Below are 22,220 nucleotides of genomic sequence, written 5' to 3' on the forward strand. Positions count from 1 at the left end.
GAAAATGATAGAACCCTTGTAGGCGCTGGCTTGCCAGCGAAGAGGCCGCTACATCCAACATTAATGTTGACTGACACGCCGCCTTCGCTGGCAAGCCAGCTCCTACAGGGGGTGGAGTGGTGGTGGGTCAGTCGTCCACGCTCATCAACTGCCGGACGCCATCCCACGCTTCGGCGCGCATCCGTTGCACGTCCAGCCCAGGAATCACGCCGTTGTCGACCACCACCCGGCCACCGACCAGGCTGTACTTCACCGTAATCGGCTCACCCGCCACCACCGGTGCCACGGCGATGTCGTGAAAGCCGAAGAAACGCGGATGGTCGAGGCCATAGATCACCAGGTCGGCCGCCTGACCGACTTCGAGCGTGCCGACCGCGCCCAACCCCAGCACCTGCGCACCACCGGCCGTACCCCAGTGAATGACATCTTCGGCGGTGGTCGCCGAGGCGCCTTGTTCGGCCCGGTGAATCAGCCACGCGGTGTTCGCTTCGCCGACCATGCTCCCGGACTCGTTGGACGCCACGCCATCGACGCCCAGGGAAATCGGCACCCCGGCCTCATACATCTGCGGCACCGGTGCTACACCGCTGCCCAGTCGCGCATTGCTCACCGGGCAATGGGAGATGCCTGTGCCGGTTTGCGCGAGCATGCGGATTTCGCCGGGTTGCAGGTGCACCGCGTGGGCAAACCATACGTCCGGGCCGAGCCATTCGTGTTCGGCGACGAACTCCACCGGCAGGCAGTTGTATTTCTCGCGGCAGAAATTCACGTAGTTCTGCGTCTCCGACAGGTGCGTGTGCAGGCGCAAGCCGAGGCCGCGGGCGGTGTGGGCCAGTTCCCGCAGCAGCGTCGGCGGCAGGGAAAACGTCGGTGTGGTCGGCGCCACGACCACCCGGCGCAGGGCGTCCGGGGTGTCCTGGTGATAACGCGATTTCAGCCGCTCGATGTCACCGACCATCTGGTCGAGGGTTTCCGGTTGCAGCGCGGTCTTCGAGAACCCCGGATGAGCACTGGCCGACTCCAGTGCGCCGCCCCGGCACAGCACGAAACGCAGGCCGAACGACTCCGCCATGTCGAACAGCAGGTCGCCGGTCTCGGTGGTGCCGTGGGCATGGTAGAGGTAGTGGTGGTCGGCGCAGGTGGTCACCCCCGACAGCAGCAACTCGGCCATGCCCAGTTGTGCGGCGATGCGCGCCAGTTGCGGGGTGAAGCGATTCAGGCGCGGGTAGGGCACGCTGGCCAGCCAGCCTTGCAAATCCTGGTTCAAGCCTTCGGGCACGGCCTTGAGCAGGTTCTGGAACAGGTGATGGTGAGTGTTGATCCAGCCCGGGTACACCACCGCGTTACGCGCATCGATCACCCGTTCGCCAGGTTGCGCTTCAAGGCCGGCGGCCATTTCGGCAATGCGCCCGTTGACGACGCGGATATCCACGGCGCCGGCCCTGGCCCGTGGGCCGCGCAGGCCGGTCATCACCGCCAGCGGGTTTTTGATCAGGATGTTTTGCAGTTGAGTCATGGTCGGCTCCAGTCAGAGGCTGTGGGTGGCGGATTTGCTGGCGGTGGTATCAGGCACGCCGACACCGTTGAGGGTGGCGTTGAGCAACACCGACACCAGGCAGGCGATGACCACGCTGCTGTGCAGGAACGGCTGCGACCACTCGGGCAATTGCTTGAACAGCGTCGGGGCCAATACCGGCACTAGCGCGGCGGCGATGGTGAAGCCGACGATCAGCACGTTGTAGCGATTGCGCTCGTAGTCGACCTTGGCCAGGGTCTGGATGCCGGCCGCCGCGACCACGCCGAACATGGCGATGCCGGCACCGCCAAGGGCGGCGGTCGGCATCGAGGCGATGATCGCGCCGGCCTTGGGCACCAGCGCCACCGAGCACATCAGCAAACCGCTGATGGCGACCACCCAGCGGCTGCGCACGCCGGTCAAGATCACCAGTCCGACGTTTTCCATGAAGGCAATGAACGGAAACGCCGCGAACATCCCGGCGATGGTGCTGGCCAGGCCATTGGCGCGCAGGCCGTTGATTACCTGCTTTTCTTCCACCGGTTTGTCGACGATGTCGCCGATGGCCACGAACAGCCCCATGGACTCGACCATCTGCACGATCATCACCACCACCATCGTGGCGATGGGGATCAGGCTGAAGGTCGGCAGGCCGAAGTAGAACGGGTAGGGCACGGTGAGCCACGGCGATTCCTGCACGCTGTGGAAACTGCCCATGCCCAATCCGTAGGCCAGCGCTGCGCCGATCAACATGCCGACCAACACCGCCATGTTGCGCAGCATCGGGCTGCCATAACGGTTGACCAGCAAGATGCTCAGCAACACCACCGCCGCGACCGCCAGGTACGCCGGCGCGCCGAAGTCAGCCGCATGCCGCCCGCCGCCGACCCACTCATAGGCAATCGGAAACAGCTGCAAGCCGATCACGGTGACGATGCAGCCGGTGACCACCGGCGGGAAGAAGCGGCGCAATCGACCCACGAACGGTGCCATCAGCATGGTGAAAATCCCCGCGCCGATCACCGCGCCGCAGACCCCGGCGAATCCCACCTCCGGGTTGCTGCCGATGGCGATCACAGGTCCCACGCTGCTGAACGCCACGCCCTGCAAAATCGGCAGGCGCACGCCGAACTTCCAGAAACCGACGGTTTGCAACAGGGTCGCGATGCCGGAGCAGAACAGTGTGGTGCTGATCAGCACCACCGTGTCGGCCTGGGACATTTTCAGGGCACTGGCGACAATCAACGGCACGGCGATGGCGCCGATGTACGACACGGCCATGTGTTGCAGGCCGAGGGTGAGCATTTGCCGCACCGGCAGGACCCGGTCGACGGGGTGGACGATGGAGGGGGTATTGGCTGACGACATGGAGAATCACCTCTTGCTGTTGTTATTCGGTAGAGAGGGGTATTCGTTCTGATGCCTGTTCAGCCACGCCTCATTCCTTGTAGCAGCCGGCTTGCCAGCGAAAGCGGATGGTCAGTCGACAAAGAAGGTGACTGCCAAGCCGTCATCGCTGGCAAGCCAGCGCCTACAGGTTTTCGGTGTCCTGACTGGTGGGCATCAGTCATTCATGTGCCCGGAACCGCCATCCACCGGCTCCGATGCCTGTTTCAGCCTGCCAGGCAGGCGGCAAAGCCCTGGTTCAGGGCCGCGCGGTCCAGGTCGCGGCCGATGAACACAATCTTGCTGGAGCGTGGTTCGTTGCCCCATGACGTTGAAGCGCGGAACTCGACGAGGCTGTGCACGCCTTGCAGTACGTAGCGCTGATCCTGATCGGCGACCGCCAGCACACCTTTCATGCGGTACAGGTTGTCGGCCTGCTCGGTGCGCAGTTGGGTGATCCAGCGGTGGAAGTCACCGAGGTTCACCGCACCGTCCACGGCAATGCCCACCGACGTCACGCTCGGGTCGTGCTCATGGTCGGCATCGTCATGTTCGTGGTGATCTTCGTCGGCGTGATGATTGTGCTCGGCGCCGATTTCCATCAGTTTCTGGCTGGACTCGAAGGCACCGATGCCGAGAATCTTCGACAGGTCGATCTCGGCATAGCTGGAGGTCACCAGGTCCGCCGTGGCGTTCAAGCCACGGATCTTCTCGCTCAGGGACGCCACCTCGGCGGCGCTGACCAGGTCGACCTTGTTGATGACGATGCGGTCGGCGCAGACGATCTGGTCCACTGCCTGGTTGTCCACGCCATCGAGTTGCAGGTCTTCCAGGTGCTGGGCGATGTGCTTGGCGTCGACCATGGTGACGATTGCATCGAGTTCCACTTCCTCGGCAATCGGGTCGTTGATGAAGAAGCTCTGGGCCACCGGGTACGGGTCGGCCAGGCCACTGGTTTCGATCAGGATGTGATCGAGCCGCACCGGGCGCGCCACCAGTTCGCGAACGATGCGCACCAGGTCTTCGCGTACTTCAGCGGTGCAGCACACGCAGCCGTTGACCATCTCGTAGATTTCTTCGGTCTCGGAGCTGAGCACCAGGTCGCCGTCGATGCCGACCTCGCCGAACTCGTTCTCGATCACGGCGATCTTGCGCCCGTGGTTTTCCTTGAGGATGTAATTGAGCAACGTGGTTTTGCCGGCACCGAGGAAGCCGGTGAGGATGGTCACGGGGATTTTGGTGTTCGGGGTCGGGGCGTTGAATGGGGTGTTCATGTGATGCTCCTTGGTAGGTCGGAGTGCTTTCAACTGTAGGAGTGAGCCTGCTCGCGATAACGGTGTGTCAGCCAGCAGGGATGTTGGATGTGATTGCCCTATCGCGAGCAAGCTCGCTCCTACAGGGTTTTGTGGGTTCACCCCAGCGCAACGCCGTGCCGGCATCGAGCCCGAACAGGTCGAGGACGCGGCCGAGGCTGTGGTCGACCATTTGCGCCAGGTCTTTTGGGCGGGCGTAAAAGGCCGGGACGGGCGGGGCGATGATCCCGCCCATCTCGGTGACGGCGGTCATGTTGCGCAGGTGGGCGAGGGTCAGCGGGGTTTCCCGGGCCATCAGTACCAGGGTGCGACGTTCCTTGAGGGTGACATCGGCGGCGCGGCCGATCAGGCCCGACGAGGTGCCGGTGGCGATCTCCGCCAGGGTGCGCATGGAGCACGGCGCGACCACCATGCCCAGGCAGCGAAACGAACCGCTGGCGATCCCGGCGGCCACGTCATCGGCGCGGTGGTAGTGGCTGGCCAGCGCGGTGACGTCGGCCAGTTTGTAGTCGGTTTCGTGGGCCATGGTCAGCAGCGCAGCACGGCTGATGACCAGGTGGCTTTCGATGTCCAGTTCGGCGAGCAATTGCAGCAGGCGCACACCGTAGATGAAACCCGACGCGCCGCTGATGCCGACCACCATGCGCTGGCGGTTCATGATGGCAGGCCCGCGAGCAGTTGGCGGGCGCGCTCGACCACCTCCTGGTCCAGTTGCGCCTTGATCCCGTCGAAGCCCGAACCCCGGGTGGCGTCCAGGCCCATGCGCGAGGTGGTGCCGTTGACCGAGGACGACGGGTCCAGCGGGCTACCGGGCAACCCATCGATGACAAAGATGTCCTGATGCGGCTGGAAGTGCGTGGCCAGTGCCCACAGCACCTGGCTGTCGTCGCTGATGTCGATGTCGCTGTCCACCGCGACCACGGTCTTCAGGTACGGGTCCCAGCCGAGCAAGGCGAGCATGATCTGCCGCGCCTCGCCGTCGCGGCTCTGGTCCAGGGCGACGTAGCAATGAAAGTGGGTGCCGGAGTTGGGGTAGTGCACGGCGGTGACAGCGGGGAAGCGCGCCTTGAGCTTCTCGCTCATCTCCGCTTCCCGGGGCAGCCGCGCCAGGGTCAGGTGTTCGGCGTAGCGCCCGCCGACCACATCCACCAGCCAGGCATCCTTGCGCCGCATCAGGGTGTCGACCCGCAGCACGTTGTTGGTCGAGCGGTCCGAGGAATAACCGCTGAACTCACCGAAGGGGCCTTCTTCGGCATACGCCGCCGGGTCGATGGCGCCTTCGAGGACGAACTCCGCAAAGGCCGGTACGCCGATGCCATAGCGCGGGGTTTTCACCAGTTCCAGCGGTGCGCCGAACAACCCGCCGGCCACGGCACGCTCATCACTGCCGAACGGCAAGCGCGCCGCAGCCGCGAGCATGAACAGCGGATGCGCGCCGACCACCATGGCCACGCGCAATTCTTCGCCGCGCTCGCGGGCGGTTTGCAGCATGCGCCACAGGTGACCGCGTGAATGCAGGCTGGTGGCGAGGGTCTGCCGGGCGTGGCGCATGGAGCGGTGATAACTCATGTTGGCGATGCCGGTCACCGGGTCTTCGGCAATAATGATGGCGTTGGTGATGTACGGCCCGCGGTCGCTGTCGAAATGCTTGAGCATCGGCAGCAGCGCGAGGTCTACGGCTTCGCCTTCGAAGATTTCATCCAGCACCGGGCCGCTTTCCACGTAGCGCGGGGCGATGGGCTGGTTGGCGCGGCGCTGGAAGGTTTCGTGCAACTGCGCCGGATCCACCCCGAACAGGCGCGCAATGCGGGTCCGGGAGGCGAACAGATTGGTGGCCACCGGCACACCAAGCGCGCCGACGTTTTCGCAGATCAATAGCGGGTCACGGCCCTGGGCGGCGAGGGCATCGACCAGGGCGGTGACGTCCTGGTCGGCAGAAAGGGAATGGCGGACGCTGAGCACATCGTCCGGGTATTGCCGGCGATAGGCGTCGATGAAGACATGGAAATCCTGGGTATCGCCGAGCGTGGAGAGGGTCATGGTTTCACCTCATAAAAAACATTGCTTTGCCCTGTGGGAGCCGGCTTGCCGGCGAATGCGCCCGCAAAAGCACCGCATGACTGTCGGGCCTCTTCGCTGGCAAGCCAGCTCCTACAGGGCATGGCGTTACAGGTAGGTCGTGGTCAGACGAATGTCCGCCTCGATCAGGTCCTTGGGGGGTGGCGTCGGTTCGATGCCGCACAACCGGGCGATGTTGTTGCCCAGGTAGTCCTCAAGGTGATCCTCGTCGATGCCCAGGCCTTGCGGCGCCGGCGAGCACAACACCTCGAGTTCGCGCAGCCACATGCCCGGTTCGTTCGGCGGCGAGTCGGTGCCGAACACGATCTTGTTGCGCGGCAGGTCCTTGGCGAATTCGACGATCCGCGACTGGAAGCACCAGCCGGATTCGCAGTACACGTTCGGTGTGTCCATGGCCATCCAGAACGCTTCGAACGAGTAGTTGCCACCGGTCTGGATGCCGAAGTGACCGATGATGAAGTTGACCATCGGGAACTCGCGGATGATCGGGTAGAACATCGTCGGAATGGTGTACGGACCGTCGCCGGTGTGGATCAGCACCACGATGTTGTACTTGGCGCAAACCTTCATCGCCGGACGCAGCCAGTCCAGCGCCCGGTCCGGGCGATAGCCGTGCATGTTGGCGTGCAGCTTGAGCATCTTGAAACCGTATTCCTTGATGTGGAATTCCAGCTCCGCCGCACCGTTTTCCGGTCCCCAGCGCGGGTTGAAGTTGAAGTTGCCGATGAAGCGATCCGGGTACTTCACGCACAGTTCGGCGACGTAGGACATGTAGTCGCGCACGCCCTCGCGGCCCCGGCGGTTGCCGTCGCGATAACCGGTGTTGCCCGGTGGCGGCTGGATGAAGCCCATGTCGATGCGGCGCGGCTTGCCGTTGATCATGTACGGACCGTCCATCAGCTTGAGCATGCGCTCGCCGGTGAAGGGTTCGCCGGTGTGGCGCCAGGCCTCGTCGACCAGGTTGGTGGGGTGCAGATGGGTATCGATAATCATCGGTTCAGCTCCTGGCCAGTTGCGTGGTGACGGGGCGCTTGAGTTGCGCCTCTGCTTCGCAAACGGAACGAGGGGGAGGGGTCGGTTCGAGGCCGATCATCCGTGCGGTGTTGTTGCCCAGGTACTCTTCGAGGGTGTCCTCGTCGAGGTTCAGGCCCTGCGGCGGCTCGTGGCATAGCACTTCGAGTAGGCGCAGCCACATGCCCGGCTCGTTCGGCGGGGTGTCGGTGCCGAAGAGGATCTTGTGGGTCGGCAGGACCTTGGCGAATTCAACGATCCGCGATTGCAGGCACCAGCCCGACTCGCAGTAGACGTTGGGCAACTCCATCGCCCATTGCATCGGTTCGAACACATAGACGCCACCGGTCTGCACGCCGAAGTGGGCCATGATGAAATCGACGTTGGGGAACTCCTTGATCATCGGCACCCATTCCGACGGGATACTGTACGGCCCGTCGCCGGTGTGCAGCTTGACCGGGATGCCCAGCTCGGCGCATTTCTCGAAAGCCGGGCGCACCCAGTCGAGGGCACGGTCAGGACGGTAGGCGTGCATGTTGGCCTGCATCTGGACCATCTTGAAGCCGTGTTCCTTGACGTAGCGCTCGATTGCCTCGACGCCGTTTTCCACGCCGCAGCGTGGGTTGTAGACGAAGCAGCCGATGAAGCGGTCCGGGTAGGTCTGGACCATTTTCAGCGTGTAGGCCATGTAGGCGTCGATGGACTCGCGACCGGTCAGGTCGCCGTCGGTCCAGGTGTAGATGGTGTTGCCCTGTGGGGGCTGGATGAAGGCTTTGTCGATGCGGCGAGGTTTGCCGTTGACCATGTACGGGCCATCCATCATCTCCAGCAGACGCTCGCCGGTGAACGGGTCACCGTCATGCCTCCAGGCGAGGTCCACCAGATCGGTGGGATAGCAGCTGATATCGATGATCATTGAAGTCGATCTCCTGATAGCGGGAAGGGAACCTTGCGGTTCGCAGCAGCCACGTCCCGGGCAATCGGCCATTTCTATGCGCAAAGACTCACGCATTCCCTCGCCTGGTCGCATCCGGCTCGGGACGCTGGCTGCTTGGGGGGAAGTATTGGAAGGGGGGGTCGGGTTCGTACAATATTAATTGGGCGGGGTGTTGATACGTGTTCGATATGGGGCTGGATGTTGGATGTGCCGTCCTCTTCGCTGGCAAGCCAGCGCCTGCAAGGGATCGTGGTGCATCCCGTGTAGGCGCTGGCTTGCCAGCGAAGGCGTCAGACCTGTGTACGCGAAGCCAGCTGCTTGATCGCCTCGACCACCGGCGCCACCCGTTCGGCCTGCCCCGGCGGCCACACCGCATACAGGTTGTAATGCGCCGCGATGTACGCCTCGTTCAGCAGCACCAACCGCCCGCTGCGCAGCGCATCCGCTGCGAGCAATCCACGCACCAAACCTGCGCCAACGCCGGCCTCGGCCGCGGCAATCAGGTTCGCCGCATTGTCGAACACCACCCGCGCCGCAGGCTCGACTGCCGGCATGCCCGCCGCATCCAGCCATGGAATCCACGACCGCCGCGTATACCCCAGCAACGGCAATTCGAGGATTTGCGCCGGGCTCAGCGGCCCTTGCAAACCGTGCCGTTCAAGCAAGCCAGGCGAAGCCACCGCCATCACCCGGTCCCCGCAGATCTGCGTCATCTCGCAATCGTCCCAATCGCCATAGCCATAGCGCAAGGCCAGGTCAACGCGCTCGAAAGCGCTGCGATCCGAACGCGGCATCGACAGCAACACTACCTCATGCTCGGGCAGCAGATCGAGCAACTGCGGCAGGCGCGGATTGAGCCAGCTCTGGGCCAGTTCACTGTCGACATCCAGGGTCAGGCGCTGCGCCACGCTGCGGTTTTTCACCGACGACAGCGCCCGGTCGATCTGCGCCAACCCGTCGGACAGCACGCTGGCGAACAGTTGCCCGGCATCGGTCAGGTTGCTGCCGCCACCTTCGCGCACGAACAGCGGCTGGCCGATGAAGTCTTCCAGGGCGCGAATCTGCTGGCTGATGGCGCTGTGGGTCAGGTCGAGTTTGCGCGCCGCACTGGAGAAACTGCCGCTGCGCGCCGCCTGGATAAACGCGCTCATGGACTGCACTGACGGGTATCGCTTGTACATGCTGTTAGTCCTACTTACACAGGATGGCAGAAATCGTCGCTGGCCCGATTTTCTCAATGCTCCGAATAATCGAGCACCAGGCCTGCACAAAGACGGGCCGCTCTCTTGGAGCCTGACAATGATCGAATTCACGGTAAACGGCGAACGACGCGAGCTGGCCGACACGTCGCCCTCCACGCCCTTGTTATGGGTATTGCGTGACCACTTGAAACTCACCGGCACCAAGTTCGGCTGCGGCATGGGCCTGTGCGGTGCCTGCACCGTGCACCTGGACGGTGTCGCGGTGCGTTCCTGCCAGTTGCCGGTCGCCGCCGTGGCGGGGCACAGCATCACCACCATCGAGGGCTTGTCAGCCACCGAACAGCACCCGCTGCAACTGGCCTGGGTTGCCGAAGATGTGCCGCAATGCGGTTACTGTCAATCCGGTCAGATCATGTCCGCTGCCGCACTGCTCAACACCGGGGCGGCGGTCACCGACGATTCGATCCGCAATGCGATGTCCGGCAACCTCTGTCGTTGTGGCACCTACGGGCGCATCAACAAGGCCATCAAACGCGCGGCGTCCGCGTCGAAGGAGGCGTGATGACGATCTCTGAGGTGAATCTCGCGCGGCGCGTGTTTCTCAAGCAATCGGCGACCGTGGCCTCTGGCCTGGCCATTGCGTTCCACCTGCCGTCGAGCCTGGCCGCGACGGACCCGAAAACGCCGGCACCCGCCGCTGAGTTCGAACCCAACGCCTGGGTGCGCATCCTGCCCGACGGTACGGTAAAACTGGTGGTGCACAAGCACGATTCCGGCACCGGAACGCACACCGCGCTGGCCGCGTGCGTGGCCGAGGAGCTGGACGTCAACCCGATGACCGTGCAGGTGATCTCGCCGGAGAATCCGTTCTTCGAAACCTACATTCACCCGATCTGGAAAGTCTTCTCCACCGGCGGCAGCACCAGCGTATCGCTGGAATACGAGCGCCTGCGCGTGGCCGGCGCCACGGCACGAGCGTTATTGATTGCAGCGGCAGCAAAACAGTGGAAAGTCAGCCCCGACAGCTGCACCACCGAAGAAGGTCGCGTGGTGCATGCCGCGAGCAACCGCAGCTTCGGCTATGGCAAGTTGGTGGACGTCGCCGCGCATCTGCCGGCACCGGCCAAGGTCACGCTCAAGGACCCGGCGCAGTTCCAATACATCGGCAAGTTGCGACACAAGCGCGATGCCCAGGCCAAGGTCTGTGGGCGCTTCAAGTACAGCATCGACGTGGAGCTGCCGCAGATGCAGGTGGCGGTGATTCAACGCGCTCCCGTCGTCGGGGCGAGCGTTGTCTCGGTGGACAGTGCGGCGGCGTTGCAAGTGCCCGGTGTGCGCCAGGTGATCAAGGTGCCGGGCCGTCCCGACGTGCTCGGCGGCAACGTCGAAGGGGTGGCGGTGCTGGCGGACAATTATTGGGCCGCGCACCAGGGTCGCGACCTGCTCAAGGTGGTCTGGAGCGATTCGCCATTGGCCGGATTCGACAGCGACGAACTGGCCAAGGCCCAGGCTGCTGCGTTGTCCGACAAAGGCGCGCAGCGGGTCTGCGCCATGGCGGCCGGGGATGTGAATGCGCAATGGCCTGGCGCGGCGAAGCTGCTCGAAGCCGATTACCGCATGCCCTACAAAGTGCAAAACCCGCTGGAGCCGATCTGCATCACCGCACAGGTCAAGGACCACGCCATCACCTACTGGGGCGGGGTGCAGGTGCCGTCGTCGGCGCTCGAAGCGGCGCAAACCGTGTGCAAGATCGACAAGGACAAGGTCACCATCAACGAGTTGGTGTCCGGCGGCAGCTTCGGTGCGCGGGAGGCCAAATACTGGTTGTTCGAAGTGGCGTACCTGGCGCAGCAGGCCAAGGTGCCGGTGAAACTGATGAACAGCCGCGAAGACGAAATGCGCGCCTTGTTCATGCACCCGGCCACATTGCACCGGGCCAAAGGCGCGCTGGATGCACACGGGCGCCTGAGCGCGTTGCAGCTCGAGGCGGTGTCCCCGGCCTCGCCGGAGCAGTGGGAGCCGGGCTATTTCGAGCGCCCGGACAAAATGGACTACAGCACCACCGAAGCCATCACCGCGTGGGATTTCGCCTATCGCCCGGCCAACCTCGACCTGACGTGGGTCCGCCACGAAAGCCAGGTGCCCAGCGGCTGGTATCGCTCGGTGAGCTTTATTCCCAACGTGTTCGCCGTGGAAAGTTTCATGGATGAACTGGCCCATGGCGCCGGGCAAGATCCGTTAGCTTTTCGTTTGGCCAACATGCAGGACCGGCCACGGCATGTCGCCGTGCTGAAAAGCGCCGCCGAACGCGCCGGTTGGGGCCAGCCACTGCCCGAAGGCACGGCATTAGGCATCGCCACCAATCAGGGCTACACCAGCTTCATCGCCATCTTGGCGCAGGTGTCTAAAAAGGACGGCGCGATCAAGGTCGATAAGCTCACCTGCGTGGTCGATTGCGGCCTGGCAGTCTCGCCCGGCGGCGTCGAAGAACAGATTTACGGCGGCCTGATGTGGGGCCTTGGTCATGCCTTGTTCGATCGGCTGGACATCAAACAGGGCAGGGTGGTGCAGAGCAACTTCCACGATTACCGGGTCACGCGCATGTCGGACATGCCGGCGGTGGACATCCTGCTGGTCGACGGTGATCCGGCCAAGCCCGGCGGTGTCGGCGAACTCGGCAGCCCGTCGGTGGCCCCGGCCATCGCCAACGCGCTGTTCAGCCTGACCGGCGTGCGCCAGCGGTCCACGCCGCTGGCGTTGGGCTAAGCCCATGGACTTGCGCCTGTTGCGGTACTTCATGGCGCTGGCCGAAGAGTTGCACTTCGGCCGGGCCGCCACGCGCTTGCACATTTGTCAGCCACCGCTGAGCCAGCAGATCCGCTTGCTCGAGGAGGAACTGGGCACACCGTTGTTCGAGCGCAGCCATCACCGGGTCGAGCTGACTGCCGCCGGGCAAATGCTCAAGGAACAGGCACCGCTGGTGTTCGAACAGCTCAATCGCGCCCTCGACCTGACGCGCCAGACCGGCCGTGGCCAGTTGGGCGAGCTGGAAATCGGCATGATCAGTTCGGTGATGGTCGGCGTGCTGCCACGGGCCTTGCACCTGTTCCGCGAGCGCTACCCGCAGGTGAACTGGCGCCTGCACGAGATGACCCCGGCGGCGCAGGTCAAGGCGCTCAAGGAAAAGCGCATCGACGCCTGTGTGTTCCGGGTCGGCTATGACGATCCGCAGTTGCGTAACGAACTGCTGATCTACGAGCCGATTCGGGTGGTCATGCCGGCGGATCATCCGCTGGCCCAACGCGAAAGACTGGCGCCATCTGACCTGGCCGGCGAACCCTTCGTGGCCCTGGAGTTGAAGCAATCGAGATTCGCCGATTTTCTCTTCCAGTGCTGTATCCAGGCCGGGTTCACCCCGCAGATCCGCCAGCAGGTGATCGAGGTGCAAACCTTGCTCAGCCTGGTGCGCGCCGGCTTCGGCGTGGCCTTGTTGCCGGCCTCCATCGAACAGATGGCCCCGGCCGGGCTGGTGTTCCGCCGCCTCACCCCGGCCTTGCCGGAGGTTCCGCTGTACGCCACCTACCGCGCCGACGACGACTCGCCGGTGCTCAAGCTGTTCCTCGACACCTTGCGCGAACTGGTCCTGCAAGACGCCCGATGAACCTGTAATTGGAGCTGGCTTGCCAGCGAAAGCGCTGGGTCATCTAACACATTGCTGGCCAGACGGACGCCTTCGCCGGCAAGCCGGCTCCTACAAGGATCTTTGCACTGTCCAAAATCCAGCTGTTTCTCTGACGCCCGGTAAACCTGTAGGAGCTGGCCAGCGAAAGCGGTGGGTCAGGCAAAAAAAATGTCGACTGACACCCTGCCTTCGCGAGCAGGCTCGCTCACAAAGTGTTTGCCACAAAGGTTCTTTGCACTATCCAAAACCCAAGTGGTCGTAATCTTCACAGAACCATCCGACCCGTGGAGATGCAATGAGCCAGGACGTCCTGACCACCGAAGCCAATCGCCGCCAGTTGCAGCAGATCATCGCCGGGTTGTCCGACGGGGTGATTCTGCTCGACCCCGATCAAAGCATTCTGTGGGCCAACGAGGCGGCGCTGGCGATGCACGGCGTCGAACAGGTCAGCGAGCTGGGCGCCGACGCCAAGGCCTACAGCAAACGTTTCGGCTTGCGCTATCGCAACCATCACACCGTGCCTGTCGACAGCTACCCGATCAACCGGGTAGGGCGCGGCGAAACCTTCAGCGACGTGCTGGTGGAAGTAACGCCGGCAACGGATGAGGAACGTTGTTGGGTACACCGTGTGCACAGCCTGGTATTGGCCGACAACCACGGCGAGCCGGAGTCGCTGGTGCTGATCATGGACGACGTCACTGATTGGGCCAGCGCCGAGCAGCGCTTCGAAAAGACCTTCGCCGCCAACCCGGCTCCCGCCGTGATCTGCCGCCTCAGCGACTTGCGCTACATCAAGGTCAACCCCGGTTTTCTGGAAATGACCGGCTATGCTCGCGACCAGGTGATCGGCACGTCCACCTATGAACTGGACGTGCTGGAGCAGGCCGAAAACAAGGAACTGGCCAAGCAGCGCCTGCGCGAAGGCGCGACCATTGGGCAAATGCAGGCTCAATTGCGCTTGTCCGACGGCAGCAGCAAGCAAGTGATCGTGGCCGGCCAGCCGCTGGAGCTGAACGAGGAAGCCTGCATGTTGTTTTCCTTCGTCGACATGGAGCCCCGGCACAAGGCCGAAGTCGCCCTGCGTCAAAGCGAGGAACGCTTCGCCAAGGCCTTTCGCCTGTCCCCGGTGCCGATCCTGGTGTGCGATGCAGCCAATCAGGTGGTGCTGGACATCAACGAAGCGTTCCTCACCACCTTGGGTTATCCCAGTGAGGAAGTGCTGGGGATCAGCATTGCGCAGATTGATTTCATCGACGACAAAAACGCTCGCACGCGCCTGTTCGCCGCCCTGGAAAAAACCGGCAGCCTGGACCGCATCGATGTGCGCATACGCCGAAAAGATGCTGGGCTGATCGACTGCGCCGTGTCGGCGGACACCGTGAACATCCAGGATAATCCGTGTTACCTGCTGGTGCTGATGGACATCACCGAGCGCAAACGCACCGAGCTTGAACTCGTGTCGGCCATCGAAGAAGTGATGAAGGACGCCTCATGGTTCAGCCGCACGCTGATTGAAAAACTGGCCAACGTGAAAAGCGTCAATTCACCGAAATTGCCCAATGTGTCCTTCACCGATTTGACCGCCCGTGAGCGCGATGTGTTGGGCCTGATCTGTGAAGGCCTGGCCGACAAGGAAATTGCCGCACGCCTGAAACTGGCACCCAATACCGTGCGTAACCACGTGGCGACGGTGTATTCCAAACTCGACGTGCACAGCCGCAGTGAAGCGATAGTGTGGGCGCGCGAGCGCGGGTTGTTTTCGGGTGAGTGGCGGTCGAAAGGGCAACGATAAGGTGCAAATGCACTAAAATGCCGGGTGCAAATTCATGTGTTGACCCGGTGTAGTGACTTTTAGGCTGAAGAAGTGCAGCAGGCGACGTCCGTCACCTTCGCACCCTTTCGTAAACCGCCAAAAGGACTGCACCCATGAATCAGCGACAAACGATTCCACGCCATCAGGGCCCACAGCAATGATTACGCTGGCGCAACTGCGGATGCTGATTGAACGCAGTTTTACACCGCTGGCCTGCGAATGCAGTGTCACGGGCGACCATTCACTGACCGTCAAGCTCTACCACCCGGTATCGGGCCAGGTGGACCTGGTGGTCAGCGGCCTGAACATGAATCAGTTGCAGAGCGCCGAATCGGTAGCCGCCCTGATCGAAGAGTTGCGTTATGAGTTGCAGAGCAACTCCCTGCAACGCCCTGATCCGGTGATGTAAAAACTGTCAGCTTTTACTCGGGTTGACCCCGGATTGGCCTATAAGTGGATCGCCACTAATTTTTTGTGACAGATGTGCGGATTTTGCGCGCAGGTTTTGTTGTCACAAAAAATGTGTCTCTCACTTATCGCGGGTCAACCTATGAAAACTCTTGGGAAACGCGTTTTAGCACCGCTGGCCTTCTGCGCAGCGATCCTTGGTGGCTGCTCCAGCCCACCGCCACCCGTCACCCCCCCACCGCCACCTGAACGCACCTGCCAGACGATGGATAAAACCGACGTCATGGGTGAGGCCCGCGGCGAAAACGGCGAGGTGACACGCGTCACCACCACCACCCGCTGCATCACACAGTAAACAAAAGCCCATTCTTCCCTGTGGGAGTGAGCCTGCTCGCGAAGACGGCCTGACATTCAACAAACATGTTGACTGGCACACCGCCATCGCGAGCAGGCTCGCGCCTACAGCAGGGTCGTGGGTCAGGACAGGAAGCCGCCATCCACGTTCAGCGATACGCCGGTGGTGTAGCTGGAGGCATCACTCGCCAAATACAGCACCGCGCCGGCCATTTCGCTTGGATCTGCCACGCGCTTCAGCGGAATTTGCTGCAACGCGGTGTTCAGGATGGCTTCGTTTTTCACCAGTGCCGAGGCGAACTTGGTGTCAGTCAGGCCCGGCAGCAACGCGTTGCAGCGAATCCCGAACTGCGCACATTCCTTGGCGAACACCTTGGTCATGTTGATCACGGCGGCCTTGGTCACCGAGTAGATGCCCTGGAAGATCCCCGGCGAAACGCCGTTGATCGAGGCGACGTTGATGATGCTGCCGCCGCCGTTTTCGCGCATCAGTTTGCCGGCTTCGACTGACATGAAGAAGTAGCCGCGGATGTTCACGTCGACGGTTTTCTGGAAGGCGCTGAGGTCGGTGTCCAGTACGTTGCAGAACTGCGGGTTGGTCGCGGCGTTGTTGACCAGGATGTCGAGGCGGCCAAATTGTTCCTTGATGCCGGCGAAGACCTGGCTGATCTGTTCCATCTCGCCGATGTGGCAGGCAATGGCGGTGGCTTGGCCGCCGGCGGCGATGATGGCGTCAGCGACGTGTTGGCAGCCTTCGAGTTTACGGCTGGAGACGATGACGTGGGCGCCTTGCTGGGCCAGCAGTTTGGCGATGGCTTCACCGATGCCACGGCTGGCGCCGGAGACGAAAGCGATCTTGCCGTCGAGGTCGAACAACTGGGTCTTGGACATGGGATTCCCTTATGAAAAGTCTTGTTATTGAGTCGAATGCCGGGGTGTGGCGAGTGATGTACCTGGTGGGGCGGGCTTGCTGCGTTTGGTCAGTGAACGTGCGTTATCGCTAAAGACCTTCGCGAGCAGGCTCGCTCCTACAGGGAGTTGTGTGATCCGGCGGAGTCGGGTTAGAGGCTGGATTTTTTGATGACTTGCAGGCTCATCTGTTCCAACAACTTGTTCATGTGGATGAACTGCGCGAAGCGTTTGTCCTGGGTCTGGCCGTGGTAGAAGCGGTAGTAGATCTGCTGGACGATGCCGGCCAGGCGGAACAGGCCATAGGTGTAGTAGAAGTCGAAATTGTCGATGCGCATGCCTGAGCGTTCGGCGTAGTAGTCGACGAACTCGCGGCGGGTCAGCATGCCGGGTGCGTGGCTTGGCTGGCGGCGCATCAGTTGCACCGGTGCCGGGTCGTCGGCTTCGATCCAGTAGGCGAGGGTGTTGCCCAGGTCCATCAGCGGATCACCGAGGGTGGTCAGTTCCCAGTCGAGCACGCCAATGATCTGCATCGGGTTGTTCGGGTCGAGGATCACGTTGTCGAAGCGGTAATCGTTGTGCACGATGCTGGAGGTCGGATGGTCGGCCGGCATCTTGTCGTTGAGCCAGGCTTTCACCGCTTCCCACAGTGGCGCGTCCGGGGTCAGGGCTTTTTCGTAGCGATCGCTCCAGCCCTTGATCTGCCGGGCGACGTAGCCTTCGGGCTTGCCGAGGTCGCCCAGACCGTAGGCCTTGTAGTCGACGCGGTGCAGCTCCACGAACTTGTCGATGAAACTCTTGCACAGGGCTTCGGTTTTTGCCGAGTCCAGGCCCAGCTCCGGTGGCAGCTCCGAGCGCAGGATGATGCCGTTGACCCGTTCCATCACATAGAACTCGGCACCGATCACCGATTCGTCGGTGCAGTGCACATAGGCCTTGGGGCAGTACGGAAAGCCGTCGCGCAGTTGATTGAGGATGCGAAATTCTCGGCCCATGTCGTGGGCCGATTTGGCCTTGTGGCCGAAGGGCGGGCGACGCAGGACGAATTCCTGTTCGGGGTATTCCAGCAAATAGGTGAGGTTCGACGCACCGCCCGGGAACTGGCTGATCTGTGGCAGACCGCTGAGCCCTGGAATGTGGGCCTTGAGGTACGGATCAATCAGGCTGGCATCGAGTTCTTCGCCGGTGCGGATACGGGTGGACTGATCGTTGAGCGCCATGCTTATCCCTTCTGCTTATTTTTAAGACCTGAAACTATTGGCTAATCTAATGCGCCCACCCCGCACCGACAACCGCGAACAGCCCTTATAGGTGAGCGTGTTGCCGGCCAATCATTGTTTTTGATACAGCTGTTTGAATTATTGTCACTGGGCAACCCGGCTCATAGCGGGTGGCAGGTCGATGGGGGTCAGCACCGGTTGGCTGGTGAAAAATGCCACGAGGTTCTTGCCCACCAGTTCGACGGTGCCCTGGGTGGCCTCCGGGGACAGCCCGGCGACGTGCGGCGTGAGGATCACATTGCTCAAGGTCTTGAACGCATCCGGCACCTGAGGTTCGGTGTCGAATACATCCAGGGCGGCGCCGGCGATCCGTCGTTGTTCCAGGGCGCTGATCAGGTCGGCTGTGATGATCACGCTGGCCCGTGCGATGTTGACGATAAACCCCTTGGGCCCCAATGCGTCGAGCACCTGGCGATTGATCAGGTGCTTGGTGCCCAGGCCGCCGGGCGTGGCGACGATCAAAAAGTCCGAGGCGCGCGCCAGTTCGGTGGGGGTCGAGCAGAAGGTATAGGGCACATCGCTGCGATGCTGGCGGTTGTGGTAGCTAATGCTCATGTCGAAACCGGCGCTCGCGCGTTTGGCGATGGCCATGCCGACAGCGCCGAGGCCGAGGATACCCAGGCGTTTGCCGGCGAGGGAAGGGCGCATGATTTTCGGCCATTCGCCACGCCGCACGGCGGCATCGCAGCGCGGCACATCGCGTACCAGCGAGAGCAGCAACGCCATGGCGTGATCGGCGACGGACGAGGCATTGACTCCGGCGCCATTGGTGACAGTAATGCCCCGATTGGCAGCGGCTTGCAGGTCGACGTGTTCGTAACCGGCACCAATCACGCAGATGATCTTCAGGTTGGGCAGCGCAGCGATTTCATCGGCGTACAACCCCAGTGGGCCGCGGGTGAGGACGGCGTCGATCTGCCCGGCATGGCGGGCGATGGCTTCGGCGCGCTCGGCAGGCGTCGGGGCCAGGATCAGGTGGAAACCCTGATGTTCGAGAATAGGCAGGTAATCATTGATGGTTTCAACCAGTACCAGAACGGTTGCAGGCATGCTTGGCTCCCTGTGGGCATCGGAAAATCGGCTCGAACGTCAATAGAGACTGCTGATTCAAGGATAGCTTGGCAATCGGCAGCGATCGCCCCTCGAGAGGGCAAGTCCGCGTGGCGTTGCGCTGGCTGCGATCATTGTAGGAGCCTGGGAGCGTTTGATGCGCGACCCGGAGCGCTTTTATTTCGACGGGATGAGTACGGCCCGGGCCGCCTCGAGAACTTCGTCCGACAGCGGGTCGCCACGGGTGGCCCGCGACAGCATCAGCGCGCCGAACATCAGCGAATACTGCACCAGGGCCTGCTGCCGTTTGCCGGCTTCGTCCTCGGTGTCGACCAATGAGCCGAGGGAATCGAGCAGGTTGTTCAGGCCTTGCAGATAGGTTTGACGCAAGCGGCTCTCGGACGCCTCGTGGCACATGTCACCGGCAAAGGCGACGACCGGGCAACTCTCACCGGGATTGTCCCGGCTTTCGTTGGACAGGTAGGGCTCGATCACCGCACGACGGGCGGCGTCCTTGCTGTCATGTTCGGCCACGCGCGATTGCCAGCGTTGCGCCGCCTGGTCGAAAGCGCGGCCACTGGCTTCTTGCGCCAGTGCTTCCTTGGATTCGAAATGCCCGTAGAAACCACCATGCGTCAAGCCGGCGGCGGCCATCACATCGACCACGCTGATCCCGTGCAGGCCCCGCTCGCGAAACAGCCGGGTGGCGGCATCGACGATGGTCTCGCGGTTCAGGTCGGCTTGTTTGCGGGAAACTCGGGGCATGGCAATTCTCGTTTGGCGGGTTGAATATCAGAGGGCGTATTGGGCGATGCCGTTGCCGAACGACCAGTTCTCTTTTTTCACTTCCACCAGATTGATGAAAACGTCTTCCAGGCGCACGGAAAGCTCGGCGTTGAGACTTTCGGCGATGGTTTTGTAGAGGTTCTTTTTCTGTTCCAGGGTCCGCCCTTCATTGAGGGTGATCTGGATGACGACCAGGTGATCGGTGCGCTGGATGCCCAGATACGCCGGATCGAAGATGAAATGCTGTTCGTCGTGTTCGGCCAGGATCTGGAAGTTGTCGTGCTCCGGAACGCCAATGGTCTCGCGCATGGCGGCGTAGATCAGTTGGCCGATGTGCTTGGCGTGTGTGGGGTCCTGATGTTTCTTGATGTCGACGCGAACCAGTGGCATGGGAAGACTCCGGGAAGGATGCGGGTTCATTAAAAATACATGACGCCAGACCTTTATCAAGTGCAGATTGCGCCAAGGCGATCAAGTGCAGCAGGAAAATCAACACATCTCCTTGTAGGAGCCGGCTTGCCGGCGAAGGCGGCCGTGAGTGCAGCGCTGCATTTGAGGACGCCTTCGCTGGCAAGCCAGCTCCTACAGAGTCTGGGTTGTAGATGGTTTTTGTGTCCCGCAACGATCAATTGTAGGAGCCGGCTTGCCGGCGAAGGCGGCCGTGAGTGCAGCGCTGCATTTGAGGACGCCTTCGCTGGCAAGCCAGCTCCTACAGGGGGCTGGGTTGTAGATGGTTTTTGTGTCCCGCAACGATCAATTGTAGGAGCCGGCTTGCCGGCGAAGGCGGCCGTGAGTGCAGCGCTGCATTTGAGGATGCCTTCGCTGGCAAGCCAGCTCCTACAGAGTCTGGGTTGTAGATGGTTTTTGTGTCCCGCAACGATCAATTGTAGGAGCCGGCTTGCCGGCGAAGGCGGCCGTGAGTGCAGCGCTGCATTTGAGGATGCCTTCGCTGGCAAGCCAGCTCCTACAGAGCAGGAATATCGGCGATCTGGTACTGCCGTTCCTCACCTAAGTCTTTGCTTCTGTTCACTAATCCTCCAGAATCGCGCCCCTGTTCCGGCCGGGGCGCTATCTGTCGGGTATTCCGACGCGTCCTGCCGGGTGGCAAGTGACCGGAATGTGGAGATCCCACCGGATGAATGAGCAGGCCAATAGCGTCAACAAACGCTATGTAGAAGCGACACCCGTGACGCTGTCGAGCTGGAATCGCCAGGACACCACCTGGATGCTGGGCCTGTTTGGCACGGCGATTGGTGCTGGCACCCTGTTTTTGCCGATCAACGCAGGCCTGGGCGGGTTCTGGCCGCTGCTGGTCCTCGCATTGCTTGCGTTCCCGATGACGTTCTTCGCCCACCGCGGGCTGACCCGTTTCGTGCTGTCCGGTCGCGAAGGCGCCGACATCACCGAGGTGGTGGAAGAGCATTTCGGCATCAAGGCCGGTGCGCTGATCACCTTGCTGTACTTCTTCGCGATTTTCCCGATCCTGCTGATTTACAGCGTGGCGCTGACCAACACCGTGGGCAGCTTCCTCGAGCATCAACTGCACATCACGCCGCCGCCGCGCGCCGTACTGTCGCTGGTGTTGATCCTCGGTCTGCTGGCAGTAGTGCGTTGCGGTGAGCAATTGATCGTCAAGGCCATGAGCCTGATGGTCTATCCATTCATCGTCGCGTTGCTGTTCCTGGCGGTGTACCTGGTGCCGCACTGGAACGGCGGCATCCTCGCCACCGCCAGCAGCGTGCCGGCGCCCTCGGCGTTGCTGCACACCTTGTGGCTGGCGATTCCGGTGATGGTGTTCTCGTTCAACCACTCGCCGATCATCTCGGCGTTCGCCGTGGACCAGAAGCGTCGCTACGGCGAGCACGCCGAGGAACGCAGTTCGCAGATCCTGTCCCGCGCCCACCTGCTGATGGTGGCGATGGTGTTGTTCTTCGTCTTCAGTTGCGTGCTGACCCTGTCGCCAGCGCAACTGGCTGAAGCCAAGGCGCAGAACCTGTCGATCCTGTCGTACCTGGCCAACCATTTCAGCAACCCGACCATCGCCTTCGCGGCGCCGTTGATTGCGTTTGTGGCCATTTCCAAGTCATTCCTGGGCCACTACATTGGCGCCAGCGAAGGCCTCAAGGGCCTGATCGTCAAGAGCGGCAAGCGTCCGTCGGCCAAGGCCCTGGACCGCATGACCGCCGCCTTCATGCTGGTGGTGTGCTGGATCGTCGCTACCCTGAACCCGAGCATCCTCGGCATGATCGAAACCCTCGGTGGCCCGGTGATCGCGGCGATCCTGTTCCTGATGCCGATGTACGCGATCCGCAAAGTCCCGGCGATGGTCCGCTACCGTGGCCAGGCCTCCAACGTCTTCGTGACGGCGGTGGGCCTGGTGGCGATCAGTGCGTTGATCTACTCCCTGACCGCGTAATCGCGCGACCAGCTCGCGCAGTGCCGGATTGACAGCTACAGTGGCCGCTGCACGTATGTGCAGCGGTTTTTTTTCGCC

Annotated in this window: 19 protein-coding genes; 6 read left to right on the plus strand and 13 right to left on the minus strand. The window is 62.3% G+C overall.

Features of this window, described 5'->3' with window-relative positions:
- Positions 1-127: 127 nt before the first annotated feature.
- The 8 genes from J1D76_RS09465 to J1D76_RS09500 form a co-directional block, all read right to left on the minus strand.
- On the minus strand, positions 128-1,516 hold the full coding sequence (locus J1D76_RS09465; RefSeq protein WP_421138045.1) for an amidohydrolase family protein: 1,389 nt from the start codon (positions 1,514-1,516) through the stop codon (positions 128-130).
- A gap of 12 nt (positions 1,517-1,528) precedes the next feature.
- Complete coding sequence (locus J1D76_RS09470; RefSeq protein ID WP_421138046.1) at positions 1,529-2,884, minus strand: nucleobase:cation symporter-2 family protein; 1,356 nt, start codon at positions 2,882-2,884, stop codon at positions 1,529-1,531.
- A gap of 245 nt (positions 2,885-3,129) precedes the next feature.
- Positions 3,130-4,176: a CobW family GTP-binding protein gene (locus J1D76_RS09475; RefSeq protein WP_421138047.1), complete on the minus strand. Its 1,047-nt coding sequence runs from the start codon at positions 4,174-4,176 to the stop codon at positions 3,130-3,132.
- Positions 4,177-4,243: 67 nt separating this feature from the next.
- Complete coding sequence (locus tag J1D76_RS09480) at positions 4,244-4,873, minus strand: UbiX family flavin prenyltransferase (protein WP_421138048.1); 630 nt, start codon at positions 4,871-4,873, stop codon at positions 4,244-4,246.
- Positions 4,870-6,255 (minus strand): UbiD family decarboxylase, encoded by a 1,386-nt coding sequence (locus J1D76_RS09485; protein WP_421138049.1) that lies wholly within the window; start codon positions 6,253-6,255, stop codon positions 4,870-4,872. Before J1D76_RS09485 ends, J1D76_RS09480 begins: the two co-directional genes overlap by 4 nt.
- A gap of 126 nt (positions 6,256-6,381) precedes the next feature.
- Positions 6,382-7,287: an amidohydrolase family protein gene (locus tag J1D76_RS09490; protein ID WP_053158646.1), complete on the minus strand. Its 906-nt coding sequence runs from the start codon at positions 7,285-7,287 to the stop codon at positions 6,382-6,384.
- A 4-nt stretch (positions 7,288-7,291) separates the two neighbouring features.
- Positions 7,292-8,221 carry an amidohydrolase family protein gene (locus J1D76_RS09495; RefSeq protein ID WP_056727736.1) on the minus strand — a complete coding sequence of 310 codons (930 nt, stop codon included), beginning with the start codon at positions 8,219-8,221 and terminating at the stop codon, positions 7,292-7,294.
- Between the two features lie 311 nt (positions 8,222-8,532).
- Positions 8,533-9,423 carry a LysR substrate-binding domain-containing protein gene (locus tag J1D76_RS09500; RefSeq protein ID WP_421138050.1) on the minus strand — a complete coding sequence of 297 codons (891 nt, stop codon included), beginning with the start codon at positions 9,421-9,423 and terminating at the stop codon, positions 8,533-8,535.
- Between the two features lie 118 nt (positions 9,424-9,541).
- On the opposite strand from J1D76_RS09500, the gene J1D76_RS09505 reads away from it, so the two are divergent.
- The 5 genes from J1D76_RS09505 to J1D76_RS09525 all read left to right on the plus strand — a co-directional run bounded on the left by J1D76_RS09505 (position 9,542) and on the right by J1D76_RS09525 (position 15,348).
- A complete protein-coding gene (locus J1D76_RS09505) occupies positions 9,542-10,006 on the plus strand; it encodes a (2Fe-2S)-binding protein (protein ID WP_421138051.1) in 465 nt (154 codons plus the stop codon).
- Positions 10,006-12,210 (plus strand): molybdopterin cofactor-binding domain-containing protein, encoded by a 2,205-nt coding sequence (locus J1D76_RS09510; RefSeq protein ID WP_421138052.1) that lies wholly within the window; start codon positions 10,006-10,008, stop codon positions 12,208-12,210. Before J1D76_RS09505 ends, J1D76_RS09510 begins: the two co-directional genes overlap by 1 nt.
- 4 nt (positions 12,211-12,214) lie before the next feature.
- Positions 12,215-13,105 carry a LysR substrate-binding domain-containing protein gene (locus tag J1D76_RS09515; RefSeq protein ID WP_421138053.1) on the plus strand — a complete coding sequence of 297 codons (891 nt, stop codon included), beginning with the start codon at positions 12,215-12,217 and terminating at the stop codon, positions 13,103-13,105.
- A 316-nt stretch (positions 13,106-13,421) separates the two neighbouring features.
- Complete coding sequence (locus J1D76_RS09520) at positions 13,422-14,918, plus strand: helix-turn-helix transcriptional regulator (RefSeq protein WP_421138054.1); 1,497 nt, start codon at positions 13,422-13,424, stop codon at positions 14,916-14,918.
- Positions 14,919-15,096: 178 nt separating this feature from the next.
- Positions 15,097-15,348 (plus strand): DUF1652 domain-containing protein, encoded by a 252-nt coding sequence (locus J1D76_RS09525; RefSeq protein ID WP_421138055.1) that lies wholly within the window; start codon positions 15,097-15,099, stop codon positions 15,346-15,348.
- A gap of 476 nt (positions 15,349-15,824) precedes the next feature.
- Here J1D76_RS09525 and J1D76_RS09530 read toward each other — a convergent pair whose 3' ends face one another.
- The 5 genes from J1D76_RS09530 to J1D76_RS09550 all read right to left on the minus strand — a co-directional run bounded on the left by J1D76_RS09530 (position 15,825) and on the right by J1D76_RS09550 (position 20,116).
- Positions 15,825-16,592: an SDR family oxidoreductase gene (locus J1D76_RS09530; protein WP_421138056.1), complete on the minus strand. Its 768-nt coding sequence runs from the start codon at positions 16,590-16,592 to the stop codon at positions 15,825-15,827.
- Positions 16,593-16,762: 170 nt separating this feature from the next.
- Positions 16,763-17,830 carry a phosphotransferase family protein gene (locus J1D76_RS09535; RefSeq protein WP_421138057.1) on the minus strand — a complete coding sequence of 356 codons (1,068 nt, stop codon included), beginning with the start codon at positions 17,828-17,830 and terminating at the stop codon, positions 16,763-16,765.
- Positions 17,831-17,974: 144 nt separating this feature from the next.
- Positions 17,975-18,940, minus strand: coding sequence for a 2-hydroxyacid dehydrogenase (locus J1D76_RS09540; RefSeq protein WP_421138058.1), 966 nt, complete (start codon positions 18,938-18,940; stop codon positions 17,975-17,977).
- Positions 18,941-19,117: 177 nt separating this feature from the next.
- Entirely contained in the window at positions 19,118-19,705 is a 588-nt protein-coding gene (locus tag J1D76_RS09545; protein ID WP_421138059.1) for a TetR/AcrR family transcriptional regulator, read from the minus strand.
- Positions 19,706-19,732: 27 nt separating this feature from the next.
- Complete coding sequence (locus J1D76_RS09550) at positions 19,733-20,116, minus strand: tautomerase family protein (RefSeq protein ID WP_421138060.1); 384 nt, start codon at positions 20,114-20,116, stop codon at positions 19,733-19,735.
- A gap of 745 nt (positions 20,117-20,861) precedes the next feature.
- Between J1D76_RS09550 and J1D76_RS09555 the strand changes: the two genes are divergently transcribed.
- The gene (locus tag J1D76_RS09555; protein ID WP_421138061.1) at positions 20,862-22,142 is read left to right on the plus strand and encodes a serine/threonine transporter; all 1,281 of its coding nucleotides are present in this window, start codon (positions 20,862-20,864) and stop codon (positions 22,140-22,142) included.
- Positions 22,143-22,220: the final 78 nt, after the last annotated feature.

Source organism: Pseudomonas sp. NFX15, assembly GCF_049132105.1.
In the GTDB taxonomy this organism is placed as follows: Bacteria; Pseudomonadota; Gammaproteobacteria; order Pseudomonadales; family Pseudomonadaceae; genus Aquipseudomonas.

What these genes read in the sequence shown, in the direction of transcription:
- J1D76_RS09510 (WP_421138052.1), top strand. Translation starts at nt 10,006, where the DNA reads ATGACGATCTCTGAGGTGAATCTCGCGCGGCGCGTGTTTCTCAAGCAA.
- J1D76_RS09540 (WP_421138058.1), bottom strand. Translation starts at nt 18,940, where the DNA reads ATGCCTGCAACCGTTCTGGTACTGGTTGAAACCATCAATGATTACCTG.
- J1D76_RS09535 (WP_421138057.1), bottom strand. Translation starts at nt 17,830, where the DNA reads ATGGCGCTCAACGATCAGTCCACCCGTATCCGCACCGGCGAAGAACTC.
- J1D76_RS09550 (WP_421138060.1), bottom strand. Translation starts at nt 20,116, where the DNA reads ATGCCACTGGTTCGCGTCGACATCAAGAAACATCAGGACCCCACACAC.
- J1D76_RS09495 (WP_056727736.1), bottom strand. Translation starts at nt 8,221, where the DNA reads ATGATCATCGATATCAGCTGCTATCCCACCGATCTGGTGGACCTCGCC.
- J1D76_RS09555 (WP_421138061.1), top strand. Translation starts at nt 20,862, where the DNA reads ATGAATGAGCAGGCCAATAGCGTCAACAAACGCTATGTAGAAGCGACA.
- J1D76_RS09490 (WP_053158646.1), bottom strand. Translation starts at nt 7,287, where the DNA reads ATGATTATCGATACCCATCTGCACCCCACCAACCTGGTCGACGAGGCC.
- J1D76_RS09475 (WP_421138047.1), bottom strand. Translation starts at nt 4,176, where the DNA reads ATGAACACCCCATTCAACGCCCCGACCCCGAACACCAAAATCCCCGTG.
- J1D76_RS09485 (WP_421138049.1), bottom strand. Translation starts at nt 6,255, where the DNA reads ATGACCCTCTCCACGCTCGGCGATACCCAGGATTTCCATGTCTTCATC.
- J1D76_RS09505 (WP_421138051.1), top strand. Translation starts at nt 9,542, where the DNA reads ATGATCGAATTCACGGTAAACGGCGAACGACGCGAGCTGGCCGACACG.
- J1D76_RS09500 (WP_421138050.1), bottom strand. Translation starts at nt 9,423, where the DNA reads ATGTACAAGCGATACCCGTCAGTGCAGTCCATGAGCGCGTTTATCCAG.
- J1D76_RS09470 (WP_421138046.1), bottom strand. Translation starts at nt 2,884, where the DNA reads ATGTCGTCAGCCAATACCCCCTCCATCGTCCACCCCGTCGACCGGGTC.
- J1D76_RS09530 (WP_421138056.1), bottom strand. Translation starts at nt 16,592, where the DNA reads ATGTCCAAGACCCAGTTGTTCGACCTCGACGGCAAGATCGCTTTCGTC.
- J1D76_RS09515 (WP_421138053.1), top strand. Translation starts at nt 12,215, where the DNA reads ATGGACTTGCGCCTGTTGCGGTACTTCATGGCGCTGGCCGAAGAGTTG.
- J1D76_RS09465 (WP_421138045.1), bottom strand. Translation starts at nt 1,516, where the DNA reads ATGACTCAACTGCAAAACATCCTGATCAAAAACCCGCTGGCGGTGATG.
- J1D76_RS09545 (WP_421138059.1), bottom strand. Translation starts at nt 19,705, where the DNA reads ATGCCCCGAGTTTCCCGCAAACAAGCCGACCTGAACCGCGAGACCATC.
- J1D76_RS09525 (WP_421138055.1), top strand. Translation starts at nt 15,097, where the DNA reads ATGATTACGCTGGCGCAACTGCGGATGCTGATTGAACGCAGTTTTACA.
- J1D76_RS09520 (WP_421138054.1), top strand. Translation starts at nt 13,422, where the DNA reads ATGAGCCAGGACGTCCTGACCACCGAAGCCAATCGCCGCCAGTTGCAG.
- J1D76_RS09480 (WP_421138048.1), bottom strand. Translation starts at nt 4,873, where the DNA reads ATGAACCGCCAGCGCATGGTGGTCGGCATCAGCGGCGCGTCGGGTTTC.